Source organism: Acinetobacter sp. CY17 (genome assembly GCF_059515825.1).
This window is the reverse complement of sequence record NZ_JCAKMX010000009.1, coordinates 63,068-78,735: the sequence shown is the minus strand read 5'-3', so window position 1 is coordinate 78,735 and position 15,668 is coordinate 63,068. Positions and strand designations below refer to the sequence as shown.

Annotated in this window: 15 protein-coding genes; 10 read left to right on the top strand and 5 right to left on the bottom strand. The window is 43.0% G+C overall.

Features of this window, described 5'->3' with window-relative positions; all coding sequences use genetic code 11:
- The first annotated feature begins 1 nt into the window (after nt 1).
- The 5 genes from smc to ftn all read left to right on the top strand — a co-directional run bounded on the left by smc (nt 2) and on the right by ftn (nt 8,461).
- On the top strand, nt 2-3,436 hold the full coding sequence (gene smc, locus AC5YCI_RS08305; RefSeq protein ID WP_496129279.1) for a chromosome segregation protein SMC: 3,435 nt from the start codon (nt 2-4) through the stop codon (nt 3,434-3,436).
- Complete coding sequence (locus tag AC5YCI_RS08300) at nt 3,437-4,339, top strand: cell division protein ZipA C-terminal FtsZ-binding domain-containing protein (protein ID WP_496129280.1); 903 nt, start codon at nt 3,437-3,439, stop codon at nt 4,337-4,339.
- 93 nt (nt 4,340-4,432) lie between these two features.
- Nucleotides 4,433-6,481: an NAD-dependent DNA ligase LigA gene (gene ligA, locus AC5YCI_RS08295; protein WP_496129281.1), complete on the top strand. Its 2,049-nt coding sequence runs from the start codon at nt 4,433-4,435 to the stop codon at nt 6,479-6,481.
- Nucleotides 6,482-6,680: 199 nt separating this feature from the next.
- Nucleotides 6,681-7,655 (top strand): 23S rRNA (adenine(1618)-N(6))-methyltransferase RlmF, encoded by a 975-nt coding sequence (gene rlmF, locus AC5YCI_RS08290; RefSeq protein WP_496175432.1) that lies wholly within the window; start codon nt 6,681-6,683, stop codon nt 7,653-7,655.
- 341 nt (nt 7,656-7,996) lie between these two features.
- Nucleotides 7,997-8,461, top strand: coding sequence for a heteropolymeric bacterioferritin subunit Ftn (ftn, locus tag AC5YCI_RS08285; RefSeq protein WP_496129283.1), 465 nt, complete (start codon nt 7,997-7,999; stop codon nt 8,459-8,461).
- A 42-nt stretch (nt 8,462-8,503) separates the two neighbouring features.
- Here ftn and rluB read toward each other — a convergent pair whose 3' ends face one another.
- The 5 genes from rluB to AC5YCI_RS08260 all read right to left on the bottom strand — a co-directional run bounded on the left by rluB (nt 8,504) and on the right by AC5YCI_RS08260 (nt 12,528).
- Entirely contained in the window at nt 8,504-9,472 is a 969-nt protein-coding gene (gene rluB / locus AC5YCI_RS08280; RefSeq protein WP_496129284.1) for a 23S rRNA pseudouridine(2605) synthase RluB, read from the bottom strand.
- Nucleotides 9,473-9,512: 40 nt separating this feature from the next.
- Complete coding sequence (gene scpB / locus AC5YCI_RS08275) at nt 9,513-10,079, bottom strand: SMC-Scp complex subunit ScpB (RefSeq protein ID WP_496129285.1); 567 nt, start codon at nt 10,077-10,079, stop codon at nt 9,513-9,515.
- Nucleotides 10,076-10,867 (bottom strand): segregation and condensation protein A, encoded by a 792-nt coding sequence (locus tag AC5YCI_RS08270; RefSeq protein ID WP_496129286.1) that lies wholly within the window; start codon nt 10,865-10,867, stop codon nt 10,076-10,078. The genes scpB and AC5YCI_RS08270 overlap by 4 nt, the downstream gene beginning before the upstream one ends.
- 270 nt (nt 10,868-11,137) lie before the next feature.
- Nucleotides 11,138-11,755: an L-threonylcarbamoyladenylate synthase gene (locus AC5YCI_RS08265; RefSeq protein ID WP_496129287.1), complete on the bottom strand. Its 618-nt coding sequence runs from the start codon at nt 11,753-11,755 to the stop codon at nt 11,138-11,140.
- 107 nt (nt 11,756-11,862) lie between these two features.
- A complete protein-coding gene (locus tag AC5YCI_RS08260; protein WP_496129288.1) occupies nt 11,863-12,528 on the bottom strand; it encodes an elongation factor P hydroxylase in 666 nt (221 codons plus the stop codon).
- Nucleotides 12,529-12,625: 97 nt separating this feature from the next.
- Here AC5YCI_RS08260 and AC5YCI_RS08255 point away from each other — a divergent pair, with 97 nt between their 5' ends.
- From AC5YCI_RS08255 to acpP, 5 genes are all read left to right on the top strand, one after another.
- The gene (locus AC5YCI_RS08255) at nt 12,626-13,183 is read left to right on the top strand and encodes a YceD family protein (RefSeq protein WP_496129289.1); all 558 of its coding nucleotides are present in this window, start codon (nt 12,626-12,628) and stop codon (nt 13,181-13,183) included.
- Nucleotides 13,184-13,257: 74 nt separating this feature from the next.
- Nucleotides 13,258-13,440 carry a 50S ribosomal protein L32 gene (gene rpmF / locus AC5YCI_RS08250; RefSeq protein ID WP_004279227.1) on the top strand — a complete coding sequence of 61 codons (183 nt, stop codon included), beginning with the start codon at nt 13,258-13,260 and terminating at the stop codon, nt 13,438-13,440.
- Between the two features lie 158 nt (nt 13,441-13,598).
- Nucleotides 13,599-14,585 carry an ACP S-malonyltransferase gene (fabD, locus tag AC5YCI_RS08245; RefSeq protein ID WP_496129290.1) on the top strand — a complete coding sequence of 329 codons (987 nt, stop codon included), beginning with the start codon at nt 13,599-13,601 and terminating at the stop codon, nt 14,583-14,585.
- Complete coding sequence (fabG, locus tag AC5YCI_RS08240) at nt 14,582-15,316, top strand: 3-oxoacyl-ACP reductase FabG (RefSeq protein WP_496129291.1); 735 nt, start codon at nt 14,582-14,584, stop codon at nt 15,314-15,316. Before fabD ends, fabG begins: the two co-directional genes overlap by 4 nt.
- 90 nt (nt 15,317-15,406) lie before the next feature.
- The gene (gene acpP, locus AC5YCI_RS08235) at nt 15,407-15,643 is read left to right on the top strand and encodes an acyl carrier protein (RefSeq protein ID WP_122899152.1); all 237 of its coding nucleotides are present in this window, start codon (nt 15,407-15,409) and stop codon (nt 15,641-15,643) included.
- Nucleotides 15,644-15,668 lie beyond the last annotated feature (25 nt).

The window sequence follows — 15,668 nt, the reverse complement described above, 5'->3', positions numbered from 1 at the left end:
TATGCGTTTAAGCAGTTTAAAACTTTCCGGCTTTAAATCATTCGCCGACAGTAGTACCTTAAATTTTAAAGCCAACCGTACTGCGGTGGTGGGTCCTAACGGCTGTGGTAAATCCAATGTGATTGACGCCATTCGTTGGGTGATGGGTGAGTCGAGTGCACGGCAATTGCGTGGCGGTAGCATGCAAGACGTGATTTTTACTGGTACAGCCAAGCGTAAACCGGTGGGGATGGCCAGTGTTGAACTACGTTTTGAGAATACGCAAGGTAAATTAGGTGGCATGTATAATGCCTATACTGAATTATCGGTACGGCGTCAGGTCAATCGTGAGGGTAAATCAGAATACTTTTTAAATGGCACCAAATGTCGTCGCCGGGATATTACCGATATTTTCTTGGGCACCGGTTTAGGCCCACGCTCGTATGCCATTATTGAACAAGGCATGATTAATCGTTTAGTGGACGCTAAACCGGAAGAAATGCGGGTTTATATTGAAGAAGCAGCAGGGGTGTCACGTTATCAAGCGAGGCGCCGTGAAACTTTAAATCATCTAGAACACACCACGCAAAATCTAGAACGTTTAGAAGATATTCGTGTTGAACTCAGTAGCCAACTGAAAACGTTAAAACGCCAATCAGAAGCAGCATTACACTATCAGCAGCTTAAAGCTCAAATCCGCAGCTTAAAAATTGAAGTATTGTCATTTCAATATGGGCAAAGTGTCCGTTTACAACAAGAATATAGCCATGACATGAACAGTTTAGGCGAGCGCTTTCAGCTGGTAAGTGCTGAGCTCACCACACTTGAACATGACTTAAACTCAAGTCAGCAGCTGTTTGAACGTTTGATGAGCCAATCTATACCCCTCCAACACAACTGGCAAACGGCTGAGCAACGACTGACTGAGCTAAAAGGTCAGTTGCAACATAAACAACAATTCATTGCGCAAAACCAAGCCACTTTAAGCCAGCTCAATCAGCAAAAACAGCATAGCCAACAACGTCTACAACTGATTGAACAACAATTAGCGTATTTAAGTCTGCAACACAGCGAAGAGACAGTTAAACAACAAGAAGCGCAACAAACTACTCAGGCAGCAGCGCAACATCTAGCAGCATTCAAACAGCAACAACATCAGTTACAGCAGCACTATCATGCTGTTAAAAGCCAAGTTGAACGCCAGCAACAGCAGCAGTTGCACATGCGTAGCCAAATTGAACAGCTCAATAAAGGTATCGAACGCCAGCAGCAGCAACATGACATGCTGCACGCCCAAGCCCATGCTTTGGCTGGACATTATCAGCAGGATGAAATTGCCGCTTTACAGGCTGAACATAGTGATTTAAATATCAGCGTATTGCAACTGACAGAAAAAGTCACACATAGCCAAAGCATATTAGCTAACTTAGAAAATGCTGAGCGTGATTTACAGCAACAGTTACAAACGCATCAAAACCAAATTCAACTGCTACAACGTGAACAGCAGCAGCTACTCAAAGCGCTGCCTAAGCAGCCCCAACATGCGGCGCAGGGTCAAACTTTGATGCAAGCTTTGCAGCTTGCTGAACAAGCTAAGCCCTATGCCCATCTATTAGAAAAATTCTGCAGTCATTGGCTTAATAGTCAGATTTTGGATCAAGACACTGATTTTGCCCCTGATCTGGCCAGACAAATGAAACTCTCCTGTTGCAGTGCAGCCCATATTGCAGGATTGGCACCGCTTAGCACGTGGATTATCGCGCCAGCACATTCTTTATGGGCAAATGTGGCACTGGCTGAAACTTTACAGCAAGCATTAGCACAGCAAACTCAGTTGCAAACAGGGCAAAGTATTTTAACTCTAGATGGCTATCATGTGGGGCCAGATTGGTTAATTGCACTCGATTATGAACACACCCAAGTCTCGGGTTTAACTCAGCGCTTGCGCTTAGAGGAAATTGAGCAAGAAATTAGTTTGCTTGAGCAGCAAGTGGCGCTGTTAAAACCACGCCGTGCTGCCAATTTAAATCAGTTATCCTCTGCCAAAGTGAGTTTAAAACAGCAACAAGCCGATTTAAAAGGTTTGCATGATCAGCAGCATCAACTGAGTCTGGATATTGTTAAACAGCAAACTGCCGTGCAAGCTTTTGCGGTGCAACAGCAACAGCTACAGCAGCAGATGATCACCTTGGCTGAGCAAATTGAAGATGATGCTATGCAGCGTGATGAGATGGAAATTGACCTGCATGCCATTCATCTTAAGCTTGAACAACAACAACCTGAATATAAAACCCTGCAATTTCAGTTCGAAGAATCGAGCAATATCTTACAGCAAGCTGAACACGAGGCGTCATTGGCCAAGCAAAATTTTGCGCACGTGCAACAGCGTTGCCAAGAGCTGCAGCAACAAATTAGTTTATGTGAAAAAGAGGCGTCATTTTTAGCTGAGCAGCAACAGCAAGTCGACTTACAAATCCAGCAAGCCACCCGTTTGATTGAGCCGCTCAGTCAAGAATTGCCAAGCTTAACTGAGGCTGTTGAGCAGCAGCAGCAACAGGCAAGCACTTTGCAACAGAACTGGCAGATTTGGCAACAAGAGCTCAATGCTGTGCAAACGCAGCAACAAAGCTTAACTGCAAAAAGACAACAGACACAGCAACAAGACCAACAATTACGTCAAACTTTAGAAGACAAACGCTTAGCTTGGCAAGCTGCCAAGTCAGATGCAGCACATTATGCCGCACAGCTGACGGAAATGGGCGCTGAGGCTGTAGCCATTGAGTTGGACTTAGACTCTACCCAACAGACTTTAGAGGCAGCACAGCAAAAATTTGCCAAACTTGGTGCAGTGAATTTGGCAGCATCTGAAGAATATGAACAGGTTTTGGCGCGTTATGATGAACTTAAACATCAAATGCAAGACCTAGAAAATACAGTGGCCCAATTACAAGCCGCTATGAAAAGTATTGATCAAGAAACCCGTAAATTGTTTATGGAGACCTTTGATCGAGTCAATCATGAGCTTGCGAGCTTGTTTCCGAAAGTATTTAATGGCGGTGAAGCGAGTTTAAGTCTTGAATCTGACTGGCAGTCGGGTGTAAAACTAATGGCGCGCCCGCCAGGTAAACGTAATAGCTCCTTGGCCTTACTCTCTGGGGGCGAAAAAGCCTTAACTGCTTTGGCACTGGTGTTTGCGATCTTTAGACTCAATCCTGCACCATTTTGTGTGCTGGATGAAGTTGATGCACCACTTGATGATGCCAACGTCGGACGCTTTTGTAATCTAGTCAAAGAGCTGTCCGAACAGGTACAATTTATTTATATTACCCATAATAAGCTTGCAATGACGATGGCAACAGATTTATTGGGTGTCACGATGCCAGAACCGGGTGCATCCAAATTAGTCACTGTCAACTTAGAACAGGCAGAAGAATACAGTTTAGTCGCGGAGTCATAGATGGAAATCACCACAATCGTTGGTATTGTTGTCGCCATTATTATTATTGGTGTTGGTTTAAAAATGGTGCTTAGAAAAAGTAATGACGCAGCGCCATCTTTAGATTCTGAACTACATATTAACCAAGAAAGTCAGCAACCTGTTATTCCACGTCATGTACGTGATCAGCTGCAAGCAGATGCACCAGCTGAAGCCGTAGCACCTATTGCCGCAAGTGAAGCACCGGTGGTTGCTGCCCAGAAGCAGCCTGTACCACAACCAGAAAGCACGCCAGTAGCTGAGCATGTAGAGCAAAGCGTCGAAGAAAAACCAGTCCTCGACGTGCAGCCTGAAGCGCCTAAAGTCGAAAAAACGCCTGAATTTAGCTTAAACAGCACTATTGAAAAAGCTGAAATTGCTGAATTTGCCGATGAAAGTAGTATTTTAGATGCGCATCTACATGAACAACAATTGGTCGATGAAGAAAGTGCTTTAGCCACTGCAGAAGATTTTGTGGCGTTGAATGTGTATCCGGAGCGTCGTTTGCTAACAGGTGAAAAAACCTTAAAAGTCTTAATGAAATACGGATTACGTTATGGCGAAATGGCATGTTTCCATCGTTATAACGAAGACGGCACGAAACTATTATTCTCTGTGTTACAAGTGACTGACGAAGGCGCTTCAGGCTTTGATTTAGAAGCACTTTCAACAGAAGAAGTCAAAGGTTTAGCTTTCTTCTTGGCTCTGCCACATAATGATGTACAAAATGCCTTCGATACCATGGTCAGCATTTCAGGCCTAATTGCCCGTGAAATTGAAGGCACGGTTTATGATCAAAATAATCAAGAATTTACCCCACAATTACGCGAGCATTGGCGTCATCAAGCGATTGACTATCGTTCAGGGCAAGTCTCACAAGGCTAAATCCTGAATTGAAACCCATCGCGACGGTTTTTATAATAGTGTAGATAAATGATGTTTAGGGCGGGAAACCGCCCTTTTTTATGGTGAATATTGATGACAGAACAGGCCACAATCATTGCGCAAATGCGACAATTGATCCAAATCTTAGCCCAGCATAACCATGCCTATTACGTGATGGATCAACCGACCATTAGCGATAGTGAATATGACCAACTGTTTCACCAACTCAAAGCCTTAGAGCAGCAATACCCGAATTTAGTCCAAGCCGATAGCCCAACCTTAAAAGTGGGTGGTCAAGCATTGTCGAAGTTTGAATCGGTGACGCATGTGGTGCCAATGCTGTCATTGGGTAACGTGTTTAACTACGAAGACTTACAAGCCTTTGCGCGTCGTATCGAAGAGCGTTTACCCAATCAAACTGTTGAATATGATGTTGAGCTGAAATTTGATGGTTTAGCCATTTCGCTATGGTATGAAAATGGCGTGTTAAGCCGTGGTGTGACGCGTGGTGATGGTGAAACTGGCGAAGATATTACTCAAAACGTCAAAACTATTCGTAACTTACCTAAAGTCATTCAGTTAGCCGATGGCAGCGTACCTCAACTGTTAGAAGTACGCGGTGAAGTTTTAATGCCAAAAGCAGGTTTTGAGAAACTCAATGCCGATAACCAAGCACGTGGCGAAAAAACCTTTGCCAATCCGCGTAATGCCGCGGCAGGGAGTTTACGCCAACTCGATCCAAACATTGCCGCAGCGCGTCCTTTGGCGTTTTATGCTTACGGAATTGCTCAGTGCCAGCCACATCATGGTTTAATCAGCATGTCAGCGAGTCTTGAATGGCTCAATCAACTCGGCTTTGCCGTGGGCGAACGTCATTTTGTCTGTGATTCCATTGAAGCTGTACAAGCCGCTTATGAACAAATCAACCGTGAACGCCCAGAGTTGTTGGTTGAAATTGACGGTATGGTGATTAAGGTCAATGACCTGAAACAACAGCAACAGTTGGGTTTCTTAAGCCGTGAGCCACGCTGGGCAACCGCTTATAAATTCCCCGCAGTGGCAGCCTTGACCACAGTCGACAATATTGACTGGCAAGTGGGACGTACAGGTACTTTAACACCTGTGGCGCGTTTAAACCCTGTGGCAGTCGGTGGCGTGACAGTGTCCAATGTAACCCTACATAATATTGGTGAAATTCACCGTTTAGATGTGCGCGTGGGTGATACGGTGAGTGTTTATCGTAGTGGTGATGTGATTCCAAAAGTGGAAAAAGTCTGGCCAGAATTTCGTCCTGTAGATGCTGTAGAAATCCATTTACCAAAAAATTGCCCAGTGTGTGATTCGCCTGTAGTCATGCCAGAAGGTGAAGCACTCGCGCGTTGTTCGGGTGGCTTGTATTGTGCCGCGCAGCGCATCGAAGCCATTCGTCACTTTGTGTCGCGTAAAGCTTTGGATATTGAAGGTTTAGGTGATCGTTGGGTGGAATCGTTATTACATCTGGATTTACTTAAAGATGTGGCTGATATTTACCATTTACATGAGCATCGTGAACAGCTACTAACGATTGAAAAAATGGGCGAAAAATCAGTGCAAAACCTGATTGATTCGATTGAAAAAAGCAAGAAAACCACGCTAGCAGCCTTTATTTATGCGCTTGGGATTCGTGGCGTGGGAGAAACCACCGCCCGTATGCTGGCCAACACCTTCCAAACTTTAGAGGCGCTCAAAGCTGCTGATTTAGACGCCTTAAAGAAAACGCCTGATGTGGGCGATATTACCGCAGAATGGATTTTAGATTTCTTCCAAGCAGAGCATAATTTGGAAGTGGTACAGCGTTTAATTGAGGCGGGCATTCATTGGGATGCACCGATTGCGCCAACGCGTCAACCACTCAATGGCGAAAGTTGGGTGGTCACAGGTACATTAAGCAGCATGGGGCGTGATGAAGCGACACAATTGCTGCAAGCTTTAGGTGCACGCGTGAGTGGCAGTGTCTCAAGTAAAACCAAATGTGTCGTTGCAGGTGAAAAAGCTGGTTCTAAATTAGACAAAGCAGAAAAATTGGGTATTACCGTATTAAATGAACAACAGTTTATTGCCCTGATGAAAGAACATGGTCAAATCGAGGACTCATCTGTCTAAACAGTGACTGACATAAAAAAGGCACCGAGGATAATTAATCTTTTGGTGTCTTTTTTTATGCCACTTACGTAAGGATCAGCGTTGCTGAGCATGCTATGGCGCAGACAAATACAAAGACAGGGTCGTTATTGTGTACAATATCGATTCATTTGCTGCCTGAGCAAATGATTCTGTTCTCCCGTTAATGATTGGCATACACATGGCGCAAGCAAAGAAATCTTTTCCACAACAAAAATCGCAATTACATGCACGAAATCTGCATCGCAGTCGTTACGATTTTCCTGAGCTGATCAAGAGCTGTCCAGAACTTGCACCTTTTGTCCGTCCAAATCAATATGATGATCTTTCAGTCGACTTTTCTGATCCACAGGCTGTAAGAATGCTCAATAAAGCTTTGCTCAAGCATTTTTACGCCATTCAATATTGGGATATTCCGCAAGATTATCTTTGCCCACCGATTCCGGGTCGAGCCGACTATATTCACTATTTGGCTGACTTGCTGAGTGATAACAACAAAGGTCAGATTCCAACTGGACACGCTGTTCAAGTACTCGATATTGGCGTTGGCGCAAACTGTATTTATCCGATCATTGGGCGTCAAAGCTATGGTTGGAAATTTGTTGGCTCAGATATTCATGCTGCATCAGTGAAGAGTGCGCAATTTATTGTCGAGGCCAATCCGAATTTAAAAAAGGGCATTCAGATTCGCTTACAAAAAACACCGAGCAATATTTTTAAAGGGCTGATTAAAGCCACAGATCGTTTTGATCTAACCCTGTGTAACCCACCATTTCATGCCTCACAAGATGAAGCCAATGCCACAGCAACACAAAAATTACGTAAACTTGGTCAACCATTAGATCGCACTAAAGTGGTATTAAACTTTGGCGGGCAAAAGAACGAGTTATGGTGTGATGGCGGTGAAGCACGTTTTGTGTTTCAGATGGTACAAGAAAGTACCCAATTTGCAGAGCAATGTCTTTGGTTTAGTACACTGGTATCTAAGAAAACCACTTTGCCACTGCTATTAAAGACCTTGGCCAAGAGCGGTGCGGTGGATGTGAAAACCATTAAAATGACACAGGGACAAAAAGAAAGCCGTTTTGTGGCGTGGACATTTTTAGATGCAAAGCAACAGCAAGCATGGAAAAATGCGCGTTGGAATTCGGCTTAAACTGATTTTTACTAAAAATTGTGAGCTTGTCAGTACATACTAATGCACAAGCTCAATTTTTTAGCGATCAAGGTCATGTCGCTAGGCCCAATAATGTTCCATTCTGTTACAAAAAAACAATACGCCATAAAAGCACTGTAATGATGTGAATTTAAGCTAAGCAATGAGTTTAAGATGTTCTTTTATATGTATTAATTACTAGTTTGAGTAGTGTAAATGCAAGTACTTCTCATTTTAATTATATAAAAATCATTAACTTACGAAAAAATTGCTTTGCAAAGTGAGCTTAAATCCGAGATAATTTTTACAGAATTAATAAATTATACTATTGGAGATGGATGATGCGTGGCAATCCTGAGGTTGTAGATTATTTAAATATGCTGATTGGCGGCGAACTTGCAGCGCGTGACCAGTATTTGATTCATTCACGTATGTATGAAGATTGGGGTTTAAGCAAAATTTTTGAACGTATTGACCATGAAATGCAAGAAGAAGCACAACATGCCGATGCAATTATTCGCCGTGTATTGTTTTTAGAAGGCACACCCAATATGCAACGTGACGACATTAATGTCGGTACCGATGTGGTCAGTTGCTTAAAAGCAGATTTAGAACTGGAATATGAAGTACGTGCCAAATTGGCGGCAGGGGTAAAACTTTGTGAAGAAAAAGGCGATTACATTACCCGTGACATGCTGCGTCAACAAATGTCAGATACAGAAGAAGATCATACCTATTGGTTAGAAAAACAATTACGTTTGATTGAATTAATTGGTTTAAAAAATTATATTCAATCGCAAATCTAATAAAAAAAGCCGCGAATCGCGGCTTTTTTTATGCTTTACAACTTAGAACTTTTTAAAGCCTTTGTTGATGCCATACGGCTTACGACCTGCATCATCACGGTCACGACGATCATCACGACGCTCGCCACGTTCACGCGGTGGAATAGACGGTGTAGTTGATTCGTTGTCACGACGTTGTTGACGTAAGAAGCCACCACGACGTGCATTGAGTGGTTTATCTTGCATACGTTCAGTACGACGTTTTGCCATACCGTAAAGACCCGTACCTTGACGTGGTTTTAACTCAACCGATTTGGTTAAGTTGTCGATATCTTGCTTGTCGAGTTCAATCCAACGACCCGTACGTAATTCACGCGGTAAAATCACTGAACCATAACGGGTACGTAATAAACGGCTTACTTTTAGACCTTGTGATTCAAAGATACGACGTACTTCACGGTTACGACCTTCTTTTACCACCACTTGATACCAACGGTTAATACCGTCACCACCAATTTCAGAGAATGATTCAAACTTGGCTGGACCATCATCTAACACCACGCCTTTAAGCATATTATTTTTTAGCTGTGGTGTCACTTCACCCATCACACGTACTGCGTATTCACGCTCAATTTCATTCGATGGATGCATTAAACGGTTGGCAAGTTCACCATCGTTTGTGAATAACAATAAGCCAGTCGAGTTAATATCTAGACGACCGACCATCACCCAGCGATCACCCGCTAAAGTAGGTAAGTTATCAAATACCGTTGGGCGTTTTTCTGGGTCGTTACGTGAACAGATTTCGCCTTCTGGTTTGTAGTAAATTAAAACACGACGACGAATTTCATCTTCAATTTGGAACTGTACTTTACGACCATCGATACGAAGCTCATCGCCTGGCTCAATACGTTCACCCACTTGGGCCACTTGACCGTTGACACTCACGCGACCCGCAGCAATGACTTCTTCCATATAACGGCGAGAACCCAAACCAACGCGTGCAAGCACCTTTTGCAATTTTTCACTCATGACAGCATAACCTTAGAAATTATCACAACAGTCCACCTATTTATGAGCTAAGTGCCTGAGCACCCAGCGCCACAAAAGCTTCCTTGGCATCCTGTAGGGGAGGCATTTGATCTAAGGAATTTAGACCAAATGCATTTAAAAATTGAGGCGTCGTAACCAACAACGCCGGTTTTCCTGGGAGTTCACGAAAACCAGATTCTTTGATCCAGTTCCAATCAAATAATGTGCGTATCACTTGGCTATTATTTGACACTCCACGAATTTGTTCAATGTCTGCTCGGGTTACTGGTTGATGATAAGCAATCACAGCAAGCGTTTCGAGCATAGATGGTGACAGACGAGTTGGTCGTTCTGGCCATGTTTGCGCAATGATCGGTTGATACTTTGCACGTACTTGAAAACGGAAACCTTGCGCGGTTTCCACCAGTTCAATTGATCTGCCGTGTTGTAGCACAGCAAGTTGTTGCAAATACTGTCGTAATTCGGCTTTGGCGTAGCGGTCGCCTAAAGCTTCTTTTAAACGAGAAAGCGGTATAGGCGTTTCACTGGCAAAAATCAGTGCCTCAAGCAACATCAGCACCTCATGTTGTTGCTCCACCTGAGTCATGCCATTACTCCTTGAATCTGTAAGCGCTGCTCGCTACCATCACTAATGATGTGGACTTTTTGCTGACGGGTCAGTTCAAGCACCGCCATAAAGGTCACCACCATACCCATACGCCCTTGGTCCGGGTGTAATAGTTGGGTAAAATCTAATACCTGCCCAGAGGCAATTTTAGTTTCAATAAAAGCAATGCGCTCTTCGAGGCGTACAGGTTCTGCTTTAACCGCATGGGTTACAGGCTCAGGGCGCTGAAAAATGCACAACATCGCGTCACGCAGCTGAGAAGCTGCAAAGCCCAGGGGTACAGCATCGTATTCGAGTTTGCCAATATGCGCCGGAAAAGTATCGCGTTCTAATAGCGACATTTTTCCTAAACGCTCAGCAGCCTGTTTAATACGTAAATAGGCTTCTAAACGTTCGACTAAATCTTTTTGTGGATCTTTTTCCAGTTGAATCTTGGCGGCTTTAGGTAGTAATAAACGGGACTTTAAATCAGCAAGCAAGGCTGCCATCACCATATAATCTGCAGTCAGCTCGATATTTAAGCTTTTCATGTTATCAATATAGGATAAATATTGACTGGCAATTGGAGCAATATCGAGCTGGAGTAAATTAAAACCGTTTTTTTGAATCAGATAAATTAAAAAGTCGAGTGGTCCTTCGAAATGCTCTAACAAGATTTCAAATGCAGCAGGAGGAATATACAAATCCTCAGGAATCGTCTCTTGCCACTCATCCAACACGCGGATGTGCGGCGCTTGTGCCAAAGCAGATTGGACAGATTGATTCATTACAGTTATGAGCCACGCGAATTTTCAAAGGCATGAAAAATTATTTCAACAAAAAGGGAGGTTGAAATAACAAATACAAGAATGCGCTTAGTGTAAAGCAAAAAGGGCAATGAATAAATTACTTACATCGGCAAATACTAAAAAAAGCCCAAAATAAATACCGGTCATTTATTTATGTGATATTTCAATAAATTAAAATGACCGAATTCAATCCATTATGTCTAAAATGTCGCCATTTTATATAAATGTAATGCAATTTATTCGTAAAATTTAAGTAAAAGCGCTGACGTCTCCGGCACCTTCACGTACTACGACAGGATAATCACCCGATAAATCGATAATACTGGTGGTTGAAAGAGTGCCCAAACCACCATCAATTAATACATCAATCCGTTTGCCCAATTGCATCTCAATCTCATAAGGGTCATCTAATGGGTCGCTTTGTCCAGGTAAAATCAAGGTTGAGGTGAGTAAAGGCTCCTCCAATTCTTGTAATAACATTTGGCAAATTGGGTTAGTCGGAATACGTAAACCAATGGTTTTCTTTTTTGGGTGCATCAAACGCTTGGGCACTTCACTGGTGGCGGGCAAAATAAAAGTGCTAATGGCAGGGGTATTGTTTTTAAGTAAACGATACATGGCATTGTCAACGCGGGCATAGGTGGCAATGTCGGATAAATCACAGCACAAAATCGCATATTGATGTTTGGCATCCAGTTGACGAATGTGTGCAATGCGCTCCATAGCGGCTTTATTACCAATTTGACAGCCAATCGCATAAGCGGCATCTGTGGGGTATACCACCACGTCACCAGCACGAATGCGCTCAACTGCCTGACTAATTAGACGTGGCTGTGGATTATCTGGATGAATTCTTAAGTGCAGCATGTTGTTCTCCCAATATTGTTGTGTTTATCAAGCGGGCACGTTTAAAACGGCTGGCAGGGAATAGCTTTATTATGCGCAGGATTTCCCTGCGCTGTTGAAAGATTATGTTATTGATCCAATTCAGTTCGTAAAAATTCTGCCTGTTGTAAGCTTTTGCCACCTCGTATACAGGTACAAATACAGGCAATAAAATGTGCAGCATCACGCGGTAACTTGGCTTCGCCATTAAAATAACGTTGTACTTGAGCATAGACATTGTCTTTAAAAGTGCTGCCATCACCCGCATCACCCGTTAAATTATCTAAAGAGACACGAAATTTGCGTCCAAAAGCTTTGGCAAATAGCCATTCAATGGCTTGTGGTTTGATTTCGACTTGTTCAAATAGCGCTTGTTGTTCTTTGGTTCTGCCATCTGGGGCATACCAATAACCTAAATCTGGCAACTTACGCCGTGCATAGCCAGCAATGGTCCAATGACTAATTTCATGTAAAGCACTGTTAAAGAAGCCATGCGCAAATTGAATTTTCGCACAACTATTTGAATTTTCAGGGAAATATTCTGGCTCGAACTCACCGCGCACTAAAGTCACATTTAAGTGGGAAAACCAGTGATTAAAGTGTAAGATAAGCCAATCTACCTGTTGAGCTTCAGTTTGCAGATTAATCCAAGGTGCGAGTTGCACGCGGTCTACGGAATCGATCAAACTTGAACGAGTAGGAGAGTTTAACTGTAATGAAGTTGTGACTTCAGGTTGCGGCTGCAACTGATGCATGACTTGTATTACCCAAATGATCTGTCTGAATAAGTACAAAATTGTATCTTAATCTTTGACAGAGTACTTATGAATTTGTAGAATTGCCGCCTTAATTATGTCAGCAAATACCTTTCCGGCACAGATTGAGCCGTTTAAATGGGCTGAACAGGGCTTTACATGGTCAGGTACCCTGCCATTGTCTCGCTTTGTTCGTATTGCTCGTGAAGCTGTTGGATCAATTGATGATCAATTGATTACCATAGACTGTAAGCTATCAATGGATGCGTATCATCGCATTGTATGGTTAGATGGCAGTGTTGAAACAAAAGTTCCAATGGAGTGCCAACGTTGTTTGGAACCTGTTGAGATCCCACTTGTTTTGGATTTTCATTTAGCTTTAGTCGATGATGAGTCACTGATAGAGCGCTTGGATGAGGATGCTGATTTCATCGTTTTAGGTGAAAGTGAAGCAACAACCAAAGGTTCATATGATGCACCTGCGACTGCTGATTTACTCTCGCTGATAGAAGATGAATTGTTATTGTTGTTGCCGTTGTCTGCCAAGCATGACGCTTGCGAACATAAGCATCAACCTGCCATTCAAGACATTGTCGAAGAAAAACGCGATAATCCGTTTGATGTTTTGTCAAGTTTGAAAGGTAAACTTAACTAAATCGTGTTATACTATTTGGTTAAGACAACTGAATTTGTTCTGATCCATTTTTTCGATATTTGTAAGGAGCCATCATGGCCGTTCAGCAAAACCGTAAAAGTCGCTCTCGCCGTGACATGCGCCGTTCACATGACGCTTTAACCGAGAATGCATTAACTGTAGACCAAGCTACTGGCGAGACTCACCGTCGTCACCACGTATCTAAAGATGGTATCTACCGTGGTCGTCAATTATTCGCTAAAGCATCTGCTGAATAATTGTTGATGCATTAAGCTTTGAGCTTAGTGAAAAAAATGGGAGCGTAAAGCTCCCTTTTTTTGTCGCTATTTTTGTTGTATTTGGCAATTACCAAAGCTGTTTTTAAGTGTTAAATTCGCGTCCATCTCAGCTAAAAACAACATGAAAGGATTTTTCTATGTCGGCAAATCGACTTGATCAAGCCGCTCAAGCCACCCAAACTGCTTTTGTTTTCCCGGGTCAGGGTTCACAAAAGACGGGTATGCTTGCGGATTTAGCTACCCAATTTCCAATCATTGAACAGACCTTTAAAGAAGCCTCAGATGCAGTAGGTTTTGACCTCTGGCATATTGCACAAAGTGGTGAAGGCATTAATGAGACCCAATATACTCAGCCTGTTTTACTCACGGCAAGTATTGCACTTTGGCGTTTATGGTTAGATTTAGGTGGGGTTGCGCCTAAATTCTTAGCAGGTCATTCTCTGGGTGAATACAGCGCTTTGGTTGCCGCAGATAGCTTAAGCCTAGGTGATGCAGCTAAATTGGTGCATTTACGTGGTCAATACATGCAAGCTGCTGTTCCACAAGGTCAAGGTGCTATGGCTGCAATCTTAGGCTTTGATGATGCCAAAGTAGTAGAGCTCTGCGCGCAAATTTCAGCACAAGATTTCGGTTCAGTTGAAGCTGCAAACTATAATGCCAACGGTCAAGTGGTGGTAGCGGGCACTAAAGCTGCAGTGGATGCCTTAATTGCCTTAGTCAAAGAGAACTCAGGTAAAGCGATTGCATTACCTGTATCTGTACCTTCACATTGTTCCCTAATGAAACCTGCAGCAGAAAAATTTGCTGAGGCATTGGAACAAACCGCCATTGAGCTACCACGCATTCCTGTAATACAAAATGTAAATGCAGAAGCGGCGCAAACGGTCGAGCAAGTACGTTTAGCATTGACGGCTCAATTGTATGAGTCAGTACAATGGACCAAGACGATGCAAGTCTTTGAACAGCAAGGTATTCATTACCTCATGGAATGCGGTCCAGGTAATGTGCTTGCCAACCTTGCCAAGCGTTTGCCAAACATTGAAAAAGCTTTCCCGCTTGATACCCAAGCGCGAATAGAAGATGCATTAAACGCCGTTTTAGTGGCAGAAGGGAAAATTGCATGACACAAGAGCGTAAAGTTGCTTTAGTTACTGGTGCAAGCCGTGGCATCGGGGCTGCCATTGCAGCACAATTGATTCAAGATGGTTTTTTTGTGGTGGGGACAGCCACTTCTGAAAGTGGTGCAGAAAAATTAAGCGCACAATTTGCAGAAAACGGTGCAGGTCGCGTACTTGATGTACGTGATGGTGCAGCGATTGATGCTTTAGTGGGTGAGATCGAACAAAGCTTTGGCCCAGTATTAGTATTAGTAAACAACGCTGGTATTACCAAAGACAATTTATTATTGCGTATGTCTGAAGATGATTGGGATGATATTCTGACCATTCATTTAAAAGCAGTGTATCGCTTATCAAAACGTGTGCTTAAGGGGATGACTAAGGCACGTTTTGGCCGCATTATCAATATCAGCTCTGTGGTTGCACATTTTGCCAACCCAGGTCAATCAAACTACTCTGCTGCCAAAGCAGGTATGGAAGCATTTAGCCGTAGCCTTGCTAAAGAAATGGGTAGCCGTCAAATCACGGTCAACTCAGTGGCACCGGGCTTTATTGCAACTGAAATGACTGAACAGCTGAGTGAAGAAATTCGTAAGAAAATGAGTGATCAAGTGGCGCTTAATCGTTTAGGTGAGCCACAAGACATTGCGAATGCAGTAAGCTTCTTGGCTTCTGAGAAGGCAAGCTACATTACTGGTACTGTACTCCATGTAAATGGTGGTCTTTACATGAACTAATTGATTCATGTAGAAACTTTCCAAATTTACTAGATTCAATTACACTTAACCGCAAATTAAAAACGCTACAAAGCATTGAGGAGAATTCCTGTGAGCGATATCGAACTACGCGTAAAACAAGCAGTTGCAGAACAACTTGGTATCAAAGTTGAAGACATCAAAAACGAAGCATCTTTCATGGATGACTTAGGTGCTGACTCTTTAGACTTAGTTGAACTTGTAATGTCTTTCGAAAACGACTTTGACATCACAATTCCTGATGAAGATTCTAACGAAATCACAACTGTACAATCTGCAATCGACTATGTTTCTAAGAAACTTGGTTAATTGATGATTTAAGCGCATGCTTAAA

Bases quoted from the DNA above. Each gene is read 5' to 3' on its own strand.
- fabD (WP_496129290.1), top strand. From the start codon at position 13,599: ATGTCGGCAAATCGACTTGATCAAGCCGCTCAAGCCACCCAAACTGCT.
- smc (WP_496129279.1), top strand. From the start codon at position 2: ATGCGTTTAAGCAGTTTAAAACTTTCCGGCTTTAAATCATTCGCCGAC.
- ligA (WP_496129281.1), top strand. From the start codon at position 4,433: ATGACAGAACAGGCCACAATCATTGCGCAAATGCGACAATTGATCCAA.
- rlmF (WP_496175432.1), top strand. From the start codon at position 6,681: ATGGCGCAAGCAAAGAAATCTTTTCCACAACAAAAATCGCAATTACAT.
- ftn (WP_496129283.1), top strand. From the start codon at position 7,997: ATGCGTGGCAATCCTGAGGTTGTAGATTATTTAAATATGCTGATTGGC.
- rluB (WP_496129284.1), bottom strand. From the start codon at position 9,472: ATGAGTGAAAAATTGCAAAAGGTGCTTGCACGCGTTGGTTTGGGTTCT.
- AC5YCI_RS08260 (WP_496129288.1), bottom strand. From the start codon at position 12,528: ATGCATCAGTTGCAGCCGCAACCTGAAGTCACAACTTCATTACAGTTA.
- scpB (WP_496129285.1), bottom strand. From the start codon at position 10,079: ATGACTCAGGTGGAGCAACAACATGAGGTGCTGATGTTGCTTGAGGCA.
- AC5YCI_RS08265 (WP_496129287.1), bottom strand. From the start codon at position 11,755: ATGCTGCACTTAAGAATTCATCCAGATAATCCACAGCCACGTCTAATT.
- AC5YCI_RS08300 (WP_496129280.1), top strand. From the start codon at position 3,437: ATGGAAATCACCACAATCGTTGGTATTGTTGTCGCCATTATTATTATT.
- AC5YCI_RS08270 (WP_496129286.1), bottom strand. From the start codon at position 10,867: ATGAATCAATCTGTCCAATCTGCTTTGGCACAAGCGCCGCACATCCGC.
- rpmF (WP_004279227.1), top strand. From the start codon at position 13,258: ATGGCCGTTCAGCAAAACCGTAAAAGTCGCTCTCGCCGTGACATGCGC.
- AC5YCI_RS08255 (WP_496129289.1), top strand. From the start codon at position 12,626: ATGTCAGCAAATACCTTTCCGGCACAGATTGAGCCGTTTAAATGGGCT.
- fabG (WP_496129291.1), top strand. From the start codon at position 14,582: ATGACACAAGAGCGTAAAGTTGCTTTAGTTACTGGTGCAAGCCGTGGC.